This window comes from Pseudomonas sp. FBCC-B1565 (assembly GCF_059133265.1).
Genome location: NZ_CP101438.1, coordinates 2,158,633 through 2,174,116, shown reverse-complemented (window position 1 = coordinate 2,174,116; position 15,484 = coordinate 2,158,633). Strand labels below are relative to the sequence as shown.

Below are 15,484 nucleotides of genomic sequence, written 5' to 3'. Positions count from 1 at the left end.
ATAAGAAAGACCGGCACGTTTCAACCACTCCACAACCGCGATGACTGACAGGAGATACCCCATGAGTCCATCTACTTCCACGCCTGCGAGCACTTCAACCCCCGGTGAACGGGCCTGGGCATTGTTCCAGGTCCTCAAGAGCAAGGACCTGATTCCAGAGGGCTACGTCGAGCAACTCACGCAATTGATGGAGCACGGCTGGAGCCCGGAGAACGGCGCCCGGGTGGTCGCCAAGGCCTGGGTCGATCCGCAGTTCCGGGCGCTGTTGCTCAAGGACGGCACCGCTGCATGTGCCCAGTTCGGCTATACCGGCCCGCAGGGCGAATACATCGTCGCGCTGGAAGACACGCCACAGGTAAAAAACGTGATTGTCTGCAGCCTGTGCTCATGCACCAACTGGCCGGTGCTCGGCCTGCCACCCGAGTGGTACAAGGGCTTCGAGTTTCGTGCCCGCCTGGTCCGGGAGGGGCGCACCGTGCTACGCGAACTGGGGACGGAGTTGCCAACCGACGTGGTGGTCAAGGTCTGGGATACCAGCGCCGAAACCCGCTACCTGGTGTTGCCGCTAAGGCCTGAAGGTTCCGAACACATGAGTGAAGAGCAGCTTCAGGCACTCGTGACCAAAGACGTGCTGATCGGCGTCGCCCTGCCCTGCGTTGGCTGAGAAAAACCACGCATCATCGTTCAACTCCCGGAGTTTCTATTATGGATGGCTTTCACGATCTCGGCGGTTTCCAAGGCTTTGGCAAAGTCCCTCACACCATCAATAGCCTGGACTACAAACAGGTATTCAAGCAGGACTGGGAGCACCTGGCGTACAGCTTGATGTTCGTCGGGGCCGATCATTTGAAAAAGTTCAGCGTGGACGAAGTGCGTCATGCCGTCGAACGCCTGGACGTACGCCAACATGTCGGCACCCAGTACTACGAACGCTATGTCATCGCAACCGCCACCTTGCTGGTCGAAACGGGCGTCATCACCCAGGCGGAGCTCGACCAGGCTTTGGGCTCTCACTTCAAGCTGGCAAATCCGGCACAGGCGGGAGGGCGTGCGGCGATCACCGGTCGCGCTCCGTTTGAGGTCGGCGACCGCGTGGTCGTGCGCGACGAGTACGTGGCCGGGCATATCCGCATGCCGGCCTATGTGCGCGGCAAGCAAGGCGTGGTGTTGCACCGCACTGCGGAAAAATGGCCGTTCCCGGACGCGATCGGCCATGGCGATACCAGCGCGGCGCATCAGCCGACCTACCATGTGGAGTTTGCGGTGAAAGACCTGTGGGGCGATGCAGCAGATGACGGCTTCGTGGTGGTCGATCTGTTCGAAAGCTACCTGGACCACGTCGATGCCCCTCGAGCGGTGAACGTATGATGGACGGCACCCAGGCGGGCCGACTGCCGGTGACGGTGCTTTCCGGCTTCCTCGGTGCCGGCAAGACCACGCTGCTCAACCATATCCTGCGCAATCGCGAAGGCCTGAGGGTGGCGGTCATCGTCAATGATATGAGCGACGTCAATATCGATGCCGCCGAGGTGCAGCGCGACGTGTCGCTGCACCGTGGTCGCGATGAGCTGATCGAAATGAGCAACGGCTGCATCTGCTGCACGCTACGCGCCGATCTGCTCGAACAGATCAGTGCCCTGGCGCGTCAGCAGCGTTTCGATTACCTGCTCATCGAATCCACGGGCATCTCGGAGCCAATGCCGGTCGCCGAGACGTTCGCCTTCCTTGACGCTGAAGGCTTCAGCCTCAGCGAACTGGCACGGCTCGACACCCTGGTGACGGTGGTCGATGGCAGCCGTTTTCAGGCGTTGCTCGCGTCACCGGACACCGTGGCCCGCGACGATACACAGGAGAACACCTCTGCACGCCCTTTGGCGGACCTGCTGATCGAGCAGGTGGAGTACGCCAACGTCATTCTCGTCAACAAACGGGACCTGATCGACGAGCCGGGTTATCAGGCCGTGCAGGCGGTCCTCGCAGGCCTTAACCCGACGGCGCGGATCATACCGATGGCCCACGGCCAGGTTGAGTTGACCCGCCTCCTCGACACCTATCTGTTTGACTTGCCCAGCCTTGCGGCGTCGCCGGGCTGGATGAGGAAAATGGAGGTTGAAGACGCTCCGGCCTCCGAGTCGGACACCTATGGCGTGACGTCCTGGGTGTACCGCGAACGCGCGCCCTTCCACCCACAACGCTTGCTCGATTTCCTCCAACAGCCCTGGAGCAACGGACGCCTGTTACGCAGCAAAGGTTATTTCTGGCTGGCCAGCCGGCACTTGGAAACCGGCCTGCTGGCGCAAAGCGGCGCGCAGTTCCAGTGGGACTATGTTGGGCACTGGTGGAACTTCATCGAGCAGTCGCAGTGGCCGCGGGATGAATACCGGTTGCAGAGCATCATGGCCAAGTGGGACAGCATCGTCGGCGACTGTCGGCAGGAGTGGGTGTTCATCGGCCAGGATCTCGATACCCACGCGTTGCAGCGTGAGCTCGACAACTGCCTGCTCAGTGCCGAAGAAATCGCCGCCGGACCGTCGGCCTGGCGAGCCCTGCCGGGGGCCGCGGCCTTTGATGCACAGGCCCTGTCGGCTCCCAGGCAGGCTGAATCCATTTGACGAGGTAGAGGTGTTCCATGCTCTTTTTCAGCCGAACCCACCGCTGGGTACTGACGCCGCTCGCCGACAGGCTGGAGCAGCCTGACCAGGCAAGCACGCCGCTGTCGTCGAATAACCCGATATTGCGCCGCATCCTGGCCGGCGTAGACCAACTGCTGCAGGAGCGGCGAACCCTGAAGGACCAAACACGCGCATTGGGCCTGGAAGTCGCCCGATTGGATCAGCGCCTGGCCGGCCGCGACACACAATTGCGCCAACTGGAAGCGCACTTGACCCTGATCACCCAGGGCGCCGGTGAACTGTTTTGGGCGCTGGAACTCGATGGAACCACTGCCCCTGCGCCGGACTGTGCGCTGCAATGGATGGGGTCGGCGTCGATCCAGCCCCAGGGTGTTGATCAACTGGGCCGTTGGAGTGAACAGTTGCACCCGGCTGACCAGCAAGCGCATCGGGAGGCGCTTACCCGGCATCTGGCCGATCGCAGCGGGCGTACACCCTTTGCGTTGGACGTGCGGATAAAGCCTGCAACCGGCGACGACTATCGCTGGTGCAGGATCAGCGGTGAGTCGCGGCGTGATGCGCAGGGCCTCGCGGTCGCCATCGGTGGCAGCGTACGTGACATTCATGAACAACGCCTGCACAACGAAACGCTCGAACTGGCGGCCACCCGTTTCGATATTTCCCGGGAGATGCTGCATGACGGGCTCTGGGACATCGAGGTGGTAGCGGGCGACCCGGCGAACCCGAAAAACACCATTTGGTGGTCGTCGCAAATGCGCCGGCTGCTGGGGTGCAGCACGGTTGAGGAGTTCCCCAACACCCTGGAAAGCTGGACCTCACGCCTGCATCCCGACGATAGCGCTCGGGCCATCGCAGCCTTTGTCGCCCATGTGGACGACCGCAGCGGCCGGACCCCATTTGACGTGGACTATCGACTCAAACACAAAAACGGCACCTACCGCTGGTTTCGCGGCCGCGGGCAAACACGTCGCGCCCCGGACGGCTCCCCGCAGAGGGTGGTGGGCGCCATTACCGATATCCATGCCCACCATGAAGAAAGTGCGATGCGCGAAACGCAGGCGCAACAGCATCGGGTGATGCAGGAGACCCTCAGCAAGCTGACGCAGATTGTCGCCACCATCCAGGGCATTGCCAGCCAGACCAACCTGCTGGCGTTGAATGCCGCCATCGAAGCGGCTCGCGCCGGCGAGGCCGGGCGCGGGTTCGCGGTGGTCGCCGATGAAGTGCGCAAGCTGGCCACCCGCACCAGCCAGGCGACCCAACAGGCGGCCGAGATGATAGACGGCTAACCACGTGCCCCCGCGCTGCGGGCGTGGGCAACGCACATATTCCAACAATAACAATCAGGTACGTTATGCGCGATTACAACTCAGCAGTGAGCTCCTTCGATTTTTTACGCTTGGCCGCGCAGGATTTACAGGGCGAGCTGAATGCCTTGAATGCCTGCGTCGAATGCTGCGACCGACACGCCGACGTAAATGCCGTGGCGTTGTATTGCGAAACGCGGGATGGCCGCGCCACGCACTACCGTTTCAGCGAACTGCAAGCCCACGCTGCGCGCTTCGGCAACTTTCTGCGGGAACAGGGGGTCAAGCCCGGAGACCGTGTCGCGGGCCTGATGCCACGCACGGTTGAACTGTTGATCGCCATTTTGGGCACCTGGCGTATCGGCGCAGTCTACCAGCCGCTCTTTACCGCGTTCGGTCCAAAGGCGATCGAGCAGCGATTGGGCTGCTCCAAGGCACGCTGGATCGTGACCGACGTGCACAACCGTTCCAAGCTGGACGACATCCCCGACTGCCCACGCATCCTGGTGACCGGCGATCATGCATGGACCCCAGGCGATTACGATTTCTGGAGCGCGCTGGATCGTCAACACGCCGAGTGCGCGCCCGCGTTGCTGGATGCCAGCGCGCCTTTTTTGCTGATGTGCACCTCAGGCACCACCGGGCCGGCCAAGCCGCTGGAAGTGCCTTTAAGCGCTCTCCTGGCCTTCAAGGGTTATATGCGTGATGCCATCGACTTGCGTGAGGAAGACCCGTTCTGGAACCTCGCCGACCCTGGCTGGGCGTACGGCCTGTATTACGCGGTGACCGGTCCATTGGCATGCGGCCATGCCACATTGTTCTATGACGGGCCGTTTTCGGTGGAGAGTACCTGCCGGATCATCGCGAAATACGGAATCCGCAACCTGGCCGGCTCACCGACGGCCTATCGCCTGCTGATCGCAGCAGGGGACGCGTTCGCCGACGCCGTGCGTGGTCACCTGCGTATCGTCAGCAGCGCCGGCGAGCCGCTTAACCCGCATGTCATCCGCTGGTTTGCCGAACAGCTCGGCGTGGTCATCCACGACCATTATGGCCAGACCGAAATCGGCATGGTGCTGTGCAATCACCATGGGCTAGACCACCCGATACGTGAGGGATCGGCCGGTTATGCGATGCCGGGATACCGCATTGTCGTGCTGGATGACGCCCACCGGGAATTGCCGACTGGCCAGCCAGGCGTGCTGGCGGTGGACCGCGAACGTTCGCCGCTGTGCTGGTTCAAGGGCTACTTCGCGATGCCGACCAAAGCCTTTGTCAGCGGCTATTACTTGAGCGGCGATATTGTGGAGTTGAATGACGATGGCAGTATCAGCTTCGTCGGCCGTAACGACGACGTGATCACCACCTCGGGCTATCGCGTCGGACCTTTCGATGTCGAGAGCGCGCTGATCGAACACCCGGCGGTGGTCGAGGCCGCCGTGGTCGGCAAACCCGACCCGCAGCGCACCGAGCTGATCAAGGCATTTATCGTATTGAATGGCCAGTACTCGCCCAGCGCCGAATTGGCGGAAGTCCTGCGCCTGCACGTGCGAGAGCGCCTGGCTGCACACGCTTACCCGCGGGAAATCGAGTTCGTCGAACAACTACCCAAGACGCCAAGTGGAAAGCTGCAGCGGTTCATTCTGCGCAGCCAGGAAATAGCCAAACAGCAGGCACTCGACACATGACTCACGGGCGGATGGTTCCTGTGCTGAGCCGAAGGGAGTTTCAGCGCAGAGCCCTGGAGTTGTTCAAGGAGCGCAGTTTCAGCCAAGTGAGCGTGCGTGAATTGGCGGCGCATATCGGCATAAGCCCGGGAGCGGTTTATCATCACGTCGAGAGTAAAGAGGCCATGCTGTTTGAATGGCTGATGGAGCTGTATCAGGCGTTGTTGTCGCATGTTGATTTGATCAAAACGCGAAGATTGACGCCCGCGCAACGCCTGACAACACTGATCGACGCTCACATCCAACTGTATGACCACATGACTGTGCACTTCAAGTTGGCCGTCATGGATGCCAATTGTCTAGGCGCAGCAATGCAGGCACGCGTTGAGCGATTGAAGCTTGCCTATGAGGCAGAATTCATAAAATGGGTCGACCAGGCTTGCCATCAGCCTGGCGGGCCGTTGCGCGAGTGTGCGCTCACAGCCATTTTGCCGATGCTCAATAGCCTGCCTGCATGGTTGAGCCCCATGATCGATAACGCTGAGCGTCGAGTGATCGCAAAGACCATCGCCGAAGCAGTACTACACGCGATAAACGCGCTTCCTTCCAACACGTCGCCCTGAACGGCGAGATGCGCTGCGCTGGGTGATGATAGACCCACCCAGCTTTGGCGAACCGTCCCGCGGGCTAAGCCACCTGGGTCGCAAACCTGCCAACGGCGTCGACCACCCGCTTGGCACCGTCCTGAATTTCAACAATCACCTGGCCTGCCTGAGTGGCAAGCTCAAGGCCTTGCTCGGCTTGGGACTTGCTGTTTGCCATCTCAGCGACGGTTTCATCGACCAACTTCTGATTCTGCAAGACAACCGACGCGATTTCTTCAGTCGCTGTGCTGGTCCGTCCAGCCAATTGTCGAACCTCATCAGCCACAACGGCAAATCCTCGACCTTGCTCACCTGCGCGAGCCGCTTCAATCGCCGCATTCAGAGCCAGAAGATTGGTTTGCTGCGCGATGCTGCTAATCGTCTGGATAATTGAGCTGATCAACAATGACTGTTTGCCCAGCGCTTCTACTCCCCCAGAGGCCGCCTGCATATCAACCGCGATTTTACGCATGGTATGCATCGTGTCGTTGACGACGACTGCGCCTCGTTGAGCGCTGACATCCGTTTGCTGAGATATTTCAAATGCCGTTTGGGCTGCCCCGCTCACTTCATGCTCACGGTCCACTTGATCGGTCACTACCGTCGCGAACTTCACTACTTTGCAAAGATTGCCTTCGGTGTCGTAAACCGGATTGTAGGTTGCCTCCAGCCACACCGTTTGTCCGCGACTGTCTATACGTTCGAACCGGCCAGCGACAAACTCACCTCTGTTCAGCTTTGCCCAGAAGTCCTTGTACTCCTGGGACGAAGTCAGCTCCGGTTTACAGAAAACACGGTGATGGCTCCCTTTTGCTTGTCCCAGGTTGTAGCCCATGGCTTGTAAAAACTGATCATTTGCCGTCAGTACATGCCCAGAGAGATCAAACTCGATCACCGCGGTAGAACGTAACAACGCCTCGATGAATGAGGCATTTTCCGAGGCTTTTTCTACTCGGGACGTAATGTTTGTCGCGTAGCAAGTGATGTGGCTCAGCTGGCCGCTCGCGTCCATGATGGGCTGCCAATGTGCATGAATCCACACCAACGAACCATCGGCATGAAGGTATCTGTAATCGTCGCTGATCGACTTCCCCGCGGCCACTGCAGCTCGAAAGTTATGAAAGCACGGCAGCTTGGAGACGTACTGGGGAACAATCTCGGCCATGGGGCGACCTACAAGCCGATCCGGAGCATAGCCCAGCGTATTTCCAAAGTTTTCGTTGCAGGCCATGATGTTAAATGAGGGATCGATACTTAACGTCAGCATTTCACGATCCAGGCCATCGCGCAGTTGGCGAAGCTCTAACAGTTCACTGTTCTGAGATTGAAGCTGTTTCTTAAGGCTTGCATTGAACATAGGAAGTCGCCTCTTGGGTCATACCTATCGTATCGGCGTCTCATGGCACAAATTGAGGGCGTGGACCAAGAATGACCGCTGGCCCCGTGAGGAAATCATCTGGTCCAAGGCAGTTGCGGACCTGAACATCAGCGAAATCACCGGGGAGTTTTGCGCAGGCACAAAAAAGCCGATCTAGTTGATCGGCTTAAGAGTCTGATTTTACTCAGGAATAATGGTCGGGACGGAGTGATTCGAACACTCGACCCCTAGCACCCCATGCTAGTGCGCTACCGGACTGCGCTACGCCCCGACTAGGCGTGTTACTGGGTTTGCTTCTTGACGAAGCGAACCGGAATATACCGCAAGCTTTTGAAATGTGGAAGTATTTTAAAAGCCGGAATTACTTTTTCAGAACCACCAGCACATCTTCGAGTTCGGCGATCATCTGGCGGATCATTTGTTTGTATTGGGTGGTGTCGTCTTTGGCTTCATCACCGGACATACGCTGGCGCGCGCCGCTGATGGTGAACCCCTGGTCGTAGAGCAACGCGCGGATCTGTCGGATCATCAGCACATCCTGGCGCTGATAATACCGACGGTTCCCGGTGCGTTTGACGGGGTTGAGTTGAGGAAACTCCTGCTCCCAATAGCGCAGCACGTGCGGTTTTACCGCACAGAGCTCGCTGACTTCACCAATGGTGAAGTAGCGTTTGCCTGGGATGACGGGTAGCTCGTCGTTATGACTTGGTTCCAGCATAAGCCTCAACTCGGGCCTTCAACTTCTGCCCTGGACGAAAGGTGACCACACGGCGAGCCGTGATCGGGATTTCTTCTCCCGTTTTTGGATTGCGGCCAGGCCGCTGGCGTTTGTCCCGCAGGTCAAAATTGCCGAAACCGGACAATTTGACCTGTTCGTTGTCTTCCAGAGCGTGTCTGATCTCTTCAAAAAACAGCTCGACCAATTCCTTGGCCTCGCGCTTGTTCAGACCCAACTCTTCGTACAGACGTTCCGCCATCTCAGCTTTCGTCAAAGCCCCCATACGTCACTTCCTTAACGTGGCGTTCAACCTTTGTTCGAGCGAGGTGAGGATATTTTGTGTCGTGGTATTCACCTCATCGTCATTAAGAGTGCGCGATGGATGCTGCCAGGTCAAGCCAACTGCAAGGCTTTTTCTATGCGGATCAATACCTTTACCCTGATAGACGTCAAATAGCCTGAGGTCTGTCAGCCATTCCCCTGCATTTTCACGAATTACATCCAGAACGGCAGTGGCGGCTACTTCACGATCGGCAATCAGCGCCAGGTCACGACGCACTTCAGGGAAGCGCGACAGCTCGCTGAATTTAGGCATTTTGCCCGAAGCCACTTCAGCCAGGAGCAGTTCGAACACAAATACCGGACGATCAAGACCGAGGGTTTTCGACAATTCAGGGTGAATGGCGCCGACGAAACCTACCAAACGCCCTTCGCGCTCAACGCGTGCAGTTTGGCCCGGGTGCAACGCCGGGTGGCTGCCTGGTACGAAGGTGAACGCGTCCAGTGCACCGGCAAAGCCCAGCACCGCTTCCACGTCAGCCTTGACGTCGAAGAAGTCCACGGCATCGCGGCCCTGCGCCCAACCTTCGGGCAGGCGGCTACCGCAAACAACACCGGCCAACATCGGCTCTTGCTTCAAGCCATCCAGTTGACCAACGAAACGCAGGCCACTTTCGAACATGCGCACACGGTCTTGCTGACGGTTCAGGTTATGGGAAAGTGCTTTCACCAGGCCTGGCCACAGGGACGAACGCATGGCTGCCATGTCGTTGGAGATCGGATTTGCCAGCAACAGCGGCTCGACGCCCGGGTTGAACAGTTCGAACTGCTTCGGATCGATGAAGCTGTAGGTCACGGCTTCCTGGTAGCCACGGGCAACCAGCAGGCGACGCAGTTCAGGCAAATGCGCACGCGCCTCGGCCTTAGGTTGCGGCGCCAGACGCGCTTGCGGGTAACGAACCGGCAGGCGGTTGTAGCCGTAGAGGCGAGCCAGCTCTTCGATCAGGTCGACTTCCAGGCTGATATCGAAGCGATGGCTTGGTACTTCAACGGTCCACTGCCCTTCCCCGCCTGCGGAAATACCCAGGCCGAGGGCGGACAACAGTTGCTCGATTTCAGCCGGTGCGATCACCAGGCCGAGCATCTGCTCGACGCTTTTGGCGCGCAGGGTGATCGGCGCAACCGACGGCAGGAACTGTTCATTGACGGTTTCGGTGATTGGGCCGGCTTCGCCGCCGGTGATTTCCAGCAGCAGGCCAGTGGCGCGCTCCATGGCTTCACGGGCGAGGTTCCAGTCCACGCCGCGCTCATAGCGGTGCGAGGCGTCGGTGTGCAGGCCATAGGAACGGGCCTTGCCGGCAATAGCGATCTGATCGAAGAATGCGCTTTCGAGGAATACGTCGCGAGTGGTCGCAGATACGCCGCTGTGCTCGCCACCCATCACGCCGGCAATTGCCAGGGCGCGGGAGTGGTCGGCGATGACCAGGGTATCGGCACGCAGGCTGACTTCCTGACCATCGAGCAGCACCAGTTTCTCGCCTTCTTCTGCCATGCGTACGCGGATGCCGCCGTTGATTTCGGCAAGGTCGAACGCGTGCAGCGGTTGACCCAGCTCCAGCATCACGTAGTTGGTGATGTCGACGGCAGCGTCGATGCTGCGCACGTCAGCACGGCGCAGGCGCTCAACCATCCACAGCGGGGTTGGCTTGGACAGGTCGACGTTGCGGATTACACGGCCCAGGTAACGCGGGCAGGCGTTGGGTGCCAGCACGTCGATCGGACGTACTTCGTCGTGCACAGCGGGTACAGCAGCAACGACCGGACGCGTGACCGGGGCGTTGTACAACGCGCCCACTTCACGCGCCAGGCCGGCCAGGGACAGGCAGTCGCCACGGTTCGGAGTCAGGTCGACCTCGATGCTGGCGTCTTCCAGTTCCAGGTAAACGCGGATGTCCTGGCCCACGGGCGCGTCGGCAGGCAGTTCCATCAGGCCATCATTGCCCTCGCCGACTTGCAGCTCGGCCTGGGAACACAGCATGCCATTGGACTCGACGCCACGCAGCTTGGCCTTCTTGATCTTGAAGTCGCCCGGCAGCTCGGCACCGATCATGGCGAACGGGATTTTCAGGCCCGGGCGCACATTAGGCGCTCCGCACACGACCTGGAAGGTTTCCGTGCCATTGCTGACCTGGCACACACGCAGCTTGTCGGCATCGGGGTGTTGCTCGGTGCTCAGCACCTCGCCCACTACCACACCACTGAAAACACCGGCGGCCGGGGTAACGCTATCGACCTCAAGACCGGCCATCGACAGACGAGCAACCAGCTCGTCGCGATCTACTTGCGGGCTTACCCAGCCACGCAGCCATTGTTCACTGAATTTCATCCTGCTCTCCTAAAGATTCGTTACGACTAGCGAAATTGCGCGAGGAACCGCAAGTCGTTGTCGAAGAACAGACGCAAGTCGTTCACGCCGTAACGCAGCATGGCCAGACGCTCTACACCCATGCCGAAGGCAAAGCCCGAGAATTCTTCCGGATCGATGCCGGACATGCGCAACACGTTGGGGTGAACCATGCCGCAGCCCATCACTTCCAGCCAGCCGGTCTGTTTGCAGACGCGGCAGCCTTTACCGCTGCACATCACGCATTCCATATCGACTTCAGCGGACGGCTCGGTGAACGGGAAGAACGAAGGACGGAAACGCACCGCCAGCTCCTTCTCGAAGAACACCCGCAGGAATTCTTCGATGGTGCCCTTGAGGTCGGCGAAGTTGATGTCGCGATCAACCAGTAGGCCTTCGACCTGGTGGAACATCGGCGAGTGGGTGATATCGGAGTCGCTGCGGTACACACGGCCTGGGCAGACGATGCGGATCGGCGGCTTGTTCGCTTCCATGGTGCGGACCTGTACCGGCGAGGTATGGGTGCGCAACAGCATGTTCGCGTTGAAATAGAAGGTGTCGTGCATCGACCGGGCCGGGTGGTGGCCTGGGATGTTGAGCGCCTCGAAGTTGTGATAGTCGTCTTCGACCTCAGGGCCTTCGGCAATGCCGTAGCCGATGTGGGTGAAGAACTGTTCGATACGTTCCAGAGTCCGGGTGATCGGATGCAGGCCACCCGAGGCCTGACCACGGCCAGGCAGGGTTACGTCAATGGACTCGGCGGCGAGCTTGGCCGCAAGATCGGCCTCCTCGAGCGACGCCTTGCGTGCATTGAGCACCTCTGTGACACGCTCCTTGGCGACGTTGATCAGCGCACCGACTTGCGGACGCTCTTCAGCCGGCAAATTCCCCAGGGTCTTCATCACCTGAGTCAATTCACCTTTTTTGCCAAGGTAGTGAACCCGGATTTGCTCCAGGGCATTTACATCTTCAGCGCTTTGCACAGCCTCAAGGGCTTGAGCGACGAGCGCGTCCAGGTTTTCCATGTACAGACTCCAGATACAAAATAGGGGAAGAGCTTGAAGGCTCTTCCCCTATTTATGACGTTTAACACCTTGGGCTACAGAGTAACCCAGGGTGACTGTCGGGGGTACTTAAGCCAAGGTGGCTTTAGCTTTCTCGACAATCGCAGCAAACGCCGCTTTTTCGTTCACTGCCAGATCAGCCAGAACCTTACGGTCGATCTCGATGGACGCTTTTTTCAGGCCAGCAATGAAACGGCTGTAGGACAGACCGTTAACACGTGCACCGGCGTTGATACGAGCGATCCACAGAGCGCGGAACTGACGTTTTTTCTGACGACGGTCACGGTAGGCGTATTGGCCTGCCTTGATTACCGCTTGCTTGGCAACACGGAATACGCGTGAACGCGCGCCGTAGTAGCCTTTAGCAAGTTTCAGAATTTTTTTGTGACGCTTACGGGCAATGACGCCACGCTTTACACGAGCCATGAGTTACTTCCTCTATTCTTGATCCAAAAATTAACGAAGGCGCAGCATGCGCTCGACCTTTGCCACGTCAGACGGATGCAGCAAGCTGCTACCGCGCAGTTGACGCTTACGCTTGGTCGACATTTTGGTCAGGATGTGGCTCTTGAAAGCGTGCTTGTGCTTGATACCGTTAGCAGTTTTCAGAAACCGCTTAGCAGCACCACTTTTAGTCTTCATCTTTGGCATGTTCGGATACTCCGCATTCAGTTGATAAACATAATCAGAAGGCCTGCCGTGCCCTGTTGATTACTTCTTCTTTTTCGGGGCGATGACCATGATCAGCTGGCGTCCTTCCATCTTAGGATGCTGTTCGACCGAACCGTACTCGAGCAGGTCAGCTTCAACCCGCTTGAGGAGTTCCATCCCCAGCTCCTGGTGGGCCATCTCACGGCCGCGGAATCGCAAGGATACCTTGGCCCTGTCCCCATCACTCAGGAAACGTACCAGGTTGCGCAGTTTTACCTGGTAATCCCCTTCCTCCGTCCCTGGACGAAACTTGATTTCTTTTACTTGAATCTGCTTCTGGTTCTTCTTCGCCGCAGCAATCTGCTTCTTCTTCTCGAAGATCGACTTGCCGTAGTCCATCACCCGGCAAACAGGCGGGACTGCGTCGGCGGAGATTTCCACCAGGTCCAATTTGGACTCTTCAGCGATACGAAGCGCTTCATCAATCGAGACGATGCCAATCTGCTCGCCGTCAGCGCCAATTAACCGAACCTCGCGTGCCGAGATATTCTCGTTGATCGGGGCTTTCGGTGCAGCTCGTTTATCTTGTCTCATTTCACGCTTAATAATAATTACTCCGAATCTGGGCGACCACGCCGGGAAACCGCTTGCGCGAGGAACTCAGCGAACTGGGCGACGGGCATCGAGCCCAGGTCAGCACCTTCACGAGTACGCACAGCGACAGTCTGCATCTCGACTTCCCGATCTCCGATAACCAAAAGATAGGGAACCTTGAGCAAAGTATGCTCGCGGATTTTAAAGCCGATCTTTTCATTTCTCAAGTCGGACTTGGCACGAAATCCGCTTTCGTTGAGTGTTTTTTCAACCTCAGCGGCAAAATCTGCCTGTTTATCAGTGATATTCATGATCACTGCCTGGGTCGGAGCCAGCCACGCAGGGAATGCACCCTCGTAGTGCTCGATCAGGATCCCGACGAACCGTTCGAACGAGCCAAGGATCGCCCGGTGCAGCATAACCGGGTGTTTACGGCTGTTGTCTTCGGACACATATTCGGCGCCCAGACGGATCGGCAGGTTAAAATCGAGCTGCAGGGTACCACACTGCCAGACGCGGCCAAGGCAATCTTTCAGCGAGAACTCGATCTTCGGACCGTAGAAAGCGCCCTCGCCCGGCTGCAGATCGTACGCAAGGCCCGCACTGTCGAGCGCAGCGGCCAGTGCAGCTTCGGCGCGGTCCCACAGTTCGTCGGAGCCGACGCGTTTTTCCGGACGAGTGGACAGCTTCATCTCGACGTCGGTAAAGCCGAAATCGCGATATACATCCATGGTCAGCTTGATGAACGCGGCGGATTCAGCCTGCATCTGCTCTTCGGTGCAGAAGATGTGGGCGTCGTCCTGAGTGAAGCCGCGCACGCGCATGATGCCGTGCAACGCACCCGATGGCTCGTTACGGTGGCAGGCACCGAATTCAGCCAGGCGCATCGGCAACTCGCGATAGCTCTTCAGGCCCTGGTTGAACACCTGCACGTGGCACGGGCAGTTCATCGGCTTGATGGCGTAATCGCGGTTTTCCGACTGGGTGGTGAACATGTTGTCGGCGTAGTTGGCCCAGTGCCCGGATTTCTCCCACAAGCTGCGGTCAACGACCTGGGGTGTCTTGATCTCCAGGTAGCCGTTCTCGCGCTGAACCTTGCGCATGTACTGCTCAAGCACCTGGTACAGGGTCCAGCCGTTCGGGTGCCAGAACACCATGCCCGGCGCTTCTTCCTGGAGGTGGAACAGGTTCAGGCGCTTGCCGATCTTGCGGTGGTCGCGCTTTTCGGCTTCTTCGATGCGCTGGATGTAGGCCGCCAGCTGCTTCTTGTCAGCCCAGGCGGTGCCGTAGATCCGCTGCAGTTGCTCGTTCTTCGCGTCGCCACGCCAGTAGGCGCCGGACAGTTTGGTCAGCTTGAAGGACTTGAGAAAGCGTGTGTTCGGCACGTGCGGGCCACGGCACATGTCGACGTATTCTTCGTGGTAGTACAGACCCATGGCCTGCTCGTCCGGCATGTCTTCCACTAGGCGTAGCTTGTAGTCTTCGCCACGGGCGGTGAACACGTCGATCACTTCGGCACGCGGCGTGACTTTCTTGATCACGTCGTAGTCTTTTTCGATCAACTGGTGCATGCGCTGTTCGATGGCCGCCAGGTCGTCCGGAGTGAAAGGACGCTCGTAGGCGATGTCGTAATAGAAGCCTTCGTCGATGACCGGGCCGATCACCATCTTCGCGGTTGGGTACAGTTGCTTGACCGCATGACCAATCAAGTGCGCGCAAGAGTGGCGAATGATCTCCAGCCCCTCTTGATCCTTGGGCGTGATGATTTGCAGGCTGGCATCGGAGGTGATCAGGTCGCTGGCATCGACCAGCTTGCCGTCGACCTTGCCGGCTACGGTAGCCTTGGCCAGGCCTGCACCAATGGATGCGGCGACCTCGGCTACGGAAACCGAATGATCGAATGAACGTTGACTGCCGTCGGGAAGAGTAATAGTTGGCATGGCGCCTCCTCTCCTAGTGGTGACCCCTACCAAAGGTCACGTGGGTTGGGATGAGCCAGTACAAGATCCAACACCAGGCCGTTCAATGATGAACGCCTGCCTTACAGCGGCAGGAGCCTTTCGGCCAACCGATAATCGAACCAGAGTGACTGGAGTGAGCTAAAAAGAACATGGCAAGGCGGCAATTGGCGCGCCTGGAAATAGC

General features: G+C 58.7%; 13 protein-coding genes, 1 tRNA gene and 4 pseudogenes. 7 read left to right on the top strand and 11 right to left on the bottom strand.

Going from position 1 to position 15,484, the window contains the following annotated elements:
* Nucleotides 1-61 precede the first annotated feature (61 nt).
* The 7 genes and pseudogenes from nthA to NL123_RS10310 all read left to right on the top strand — a co-directional run bounded on the left by nthA (nucleotide 62) and on the right by NL123_RS10310 (nucleotide 6,230).
* Nucleotides 62-664, top strand: coding sequence for a nitrile hydratase subunit alpha (gene nthA / locus NL123_RS10340; protein WP_494357697.1), 603 nt, complete (start codon nucleotides 62-64; stop codon nucleotides 662-664).
* Between the two features lie 41 nt (nucleotides 665-705).
* Nucleotides 706-1,368 (top strand): nitrile hydratase subunit beta, encoded by a 663-nt coding sequence (gene nthB, locus NL123_RS10335; RefSeq protein ID WP_248482752.1) that lies wholly within the window; start codon nucleotides 706-708, stop codon nucleotides 1,366-1,368.
* Nucleotides 1,365-2,612 (top strand): GTP-binding protein, encoded by a 1,248-nt coding sequence (locus NL123_RS10330; protein WP_248482754.1) that lies wholly within the window; start codon nucleotides 1,365-1,367, stop codon nucleotides 2,610-2,612. The genes nthB and NL123_RS10330 overlap by 4 nt, the downstream gene beginning before the upstream one ends.
* A gap of 17 nt (nucleotides 2,613-2,629) precedes the next feature.
* Nucleotides 2,630-3,580: pseudogene (locus NL123_RS10325) on the top strand (PAS domain-containing protein); the annotation flags it as partial.
* A 102-nt stretch (nucleotides 3,581-3,682) separates the two neighbouring features.
* Nucleotides 3,683-3,916 (top strand): annotated as a pseudogene (locus tag NL123_RS10320) (methyl-accepting chemotaxis protein); the annotation flags it as partial.
* A gap of 71 nt (nucleotides 3,917-3,987) precedes the next feature.
* The gene (locus tag NL123_RS10315; RefSeq protein ID WP_494357696.1) at nucleotides 3,988-5,628 is read left to right on the top strand and encodes an AMP-binding protein; all 1,641 of its coding nucleotides are present in this window, start codon (nucleotides 3,988-3,990) and stop codon (nucleotides 5,626-5,628) included.
* Nucleotides 5,629-5,639: 11 nt separating this feature from the next.
* Nucleotides 5,640-6,230 carry a TetR/AcrR family transcriptional regulator gene (locus tag NL123_RS10310; RefSeq protein ID WP_494357695.1) on the top strand — a complete coding sequence of 197 codons (591 nt, stop codon included), beginning with the start codon at nucleotides 5,640-5,642 and terminating at the stop codon, nucleotides 6,228-6,230.
* A gap of 64 nt (nucleotides 6,231-6,294) precedes the next feature.
* Here NL123_RS10310 and NL123_RS10305 read toward each other — a convergent pair.
* The 11 genes and pseudogenes from NL123_RS10305 to thrS form a co-directional block, all read right to left on the bottom strand.
* Nucleotides 6,295-6,729, bottom strand: a pseudogene (locus NL123_RS10305) (methyl-accepting chemotaxis protein); the annotation flags it as partial.
* 153 nt (nucleotides 6,730-6,882) lie between these two features.
* A pseudogene (locus tag NL123_RS10300) lies at nucleotides 6,883-7,482 on the bottom strand (PAS domain-containing protein); the annotation flags it as partial.
* A gap of 341 nt (nucleotides 7,483-7,823) precedes the next feature.
* A tRNA-Pro gene (locus NL123_RS10295) sits at nucleotides 7,824-7,900 on the bottom strand.
* A gap of 90 nt (nucleotides 7,901-7,990) precedes the next feature.
* The gene (locus NL123_RS10290) at nucleotides 7,991-8,347 is read right to left on the bottom strand and encodes a MerR family transcriptional regulator (protein ID WP_010209127.1); all 357 of its coding nucleotides are present in this window, start codon (nucleotides 8,345-8,347) and stop codon (nucleotides 7,991-7,993) included.
* Nucleotides 8,328-8,630, bottom strand: coding sequence for an integration host factor subunit alpha (gene ihfA / locus NL123_RS10285; RefSeq protein ID WP_002553164.1), 303 nt, complete (start codon nucleotides 8,628-8,630; stop codon nucleotides 8,328-8,330). Before ihfA ends, NL123_RS10290 begins: the two co-directional genes overlap by 20 nt.
* A 3-nt stretch (nucleotides 8,631-8,633) precedes the next feature.
* The gene (gene pheT, locus NL123_RS10280; RefSeq protein WP_494357694.1) at nucleotides 8,634-11,012 is read right to left on the bottom strand and encodes a phenylalanine--tRNA ligase subunit beta; all 2,379 of its coding nucleotides are present in this window, start codon (nucleotides 11,010-11,012) and stop codon (nucleotides 8,634-8,636) included.
* A gap of 26 nt (nucleotides 11,013-11,038) precedes the next feature.
* Nucleotides 11,039-12,055 carry a phenylalanine--tRNA ligase subunit alpha gene (pheS, locus tag NL123_RS10275; RefSeq protein ID WP_003192486.1) on the bottom strand — a complete coding sequence of 339 codons (1,017 nt, stop codon included), beginning with the start codon at nucleotides 12,053-12,055 and terminating at the stop codon, nucleotides 11,039-11,041.
* Between the two features lie 108 nt (nucleotides 12,056-12,163).
* The gene (gene rplT / locus NL123_RS10270) at nucleotides 12,164-12,520 is read right to left on the bottom strand and encodes a 50S ribosomal protein L20 (RefSeq protein WP_002553161.1); all 357 of its coding nucleotides are present in this window, start codon (nucleotides 12,518-12,520) and stop codon (nucleotides 12,164-12,166) included.
* 30 nt (nucleotides 12,521-12,550) lie between these two features.
* The gene (rpmI, locus tag NL123_RS10265; protein WP_002553160.1) at nucleotides 12,551-12,745 is read right to left on the bottom strand and encodes a 50S ribosomal protein L35; all 195 of its coding nucleotides are present in this window, start codon (nucleotides 12,743-12,745) and stop codon (nucleotides 12,551-12,553) included.
* A gap of 60 nt (nucleotides 12,746-12,805) precedes the next feature.
* Complete coding sequence (infC, locus tag NL123_RS10260) at nucleotides 12,806-13,357, bottom strand: translation initiation factor IF-3 (protein ID WP_169850653.1); 552 nt, start codon at nucleotides 13,355-13,357, stop codon at nucleotides 12,806-12,808.
* Nucleotides 13,357-15,279, bottom strand: coding sequence for a threonine--tRNA ligase (thrS, locus tag NL123_RS10255; RefSeq protein WP_248483038.1), 1,923 nt, complete (start codon nucleotides 15,277-15,279; stop codon nucleotides 13,357-13,359). Before thrS ends, infC begins: the two co-directional genes overlap by 1 nt.
* Nucleotides 15,280-15,484 lie beyond the last annotated feature (205 nt).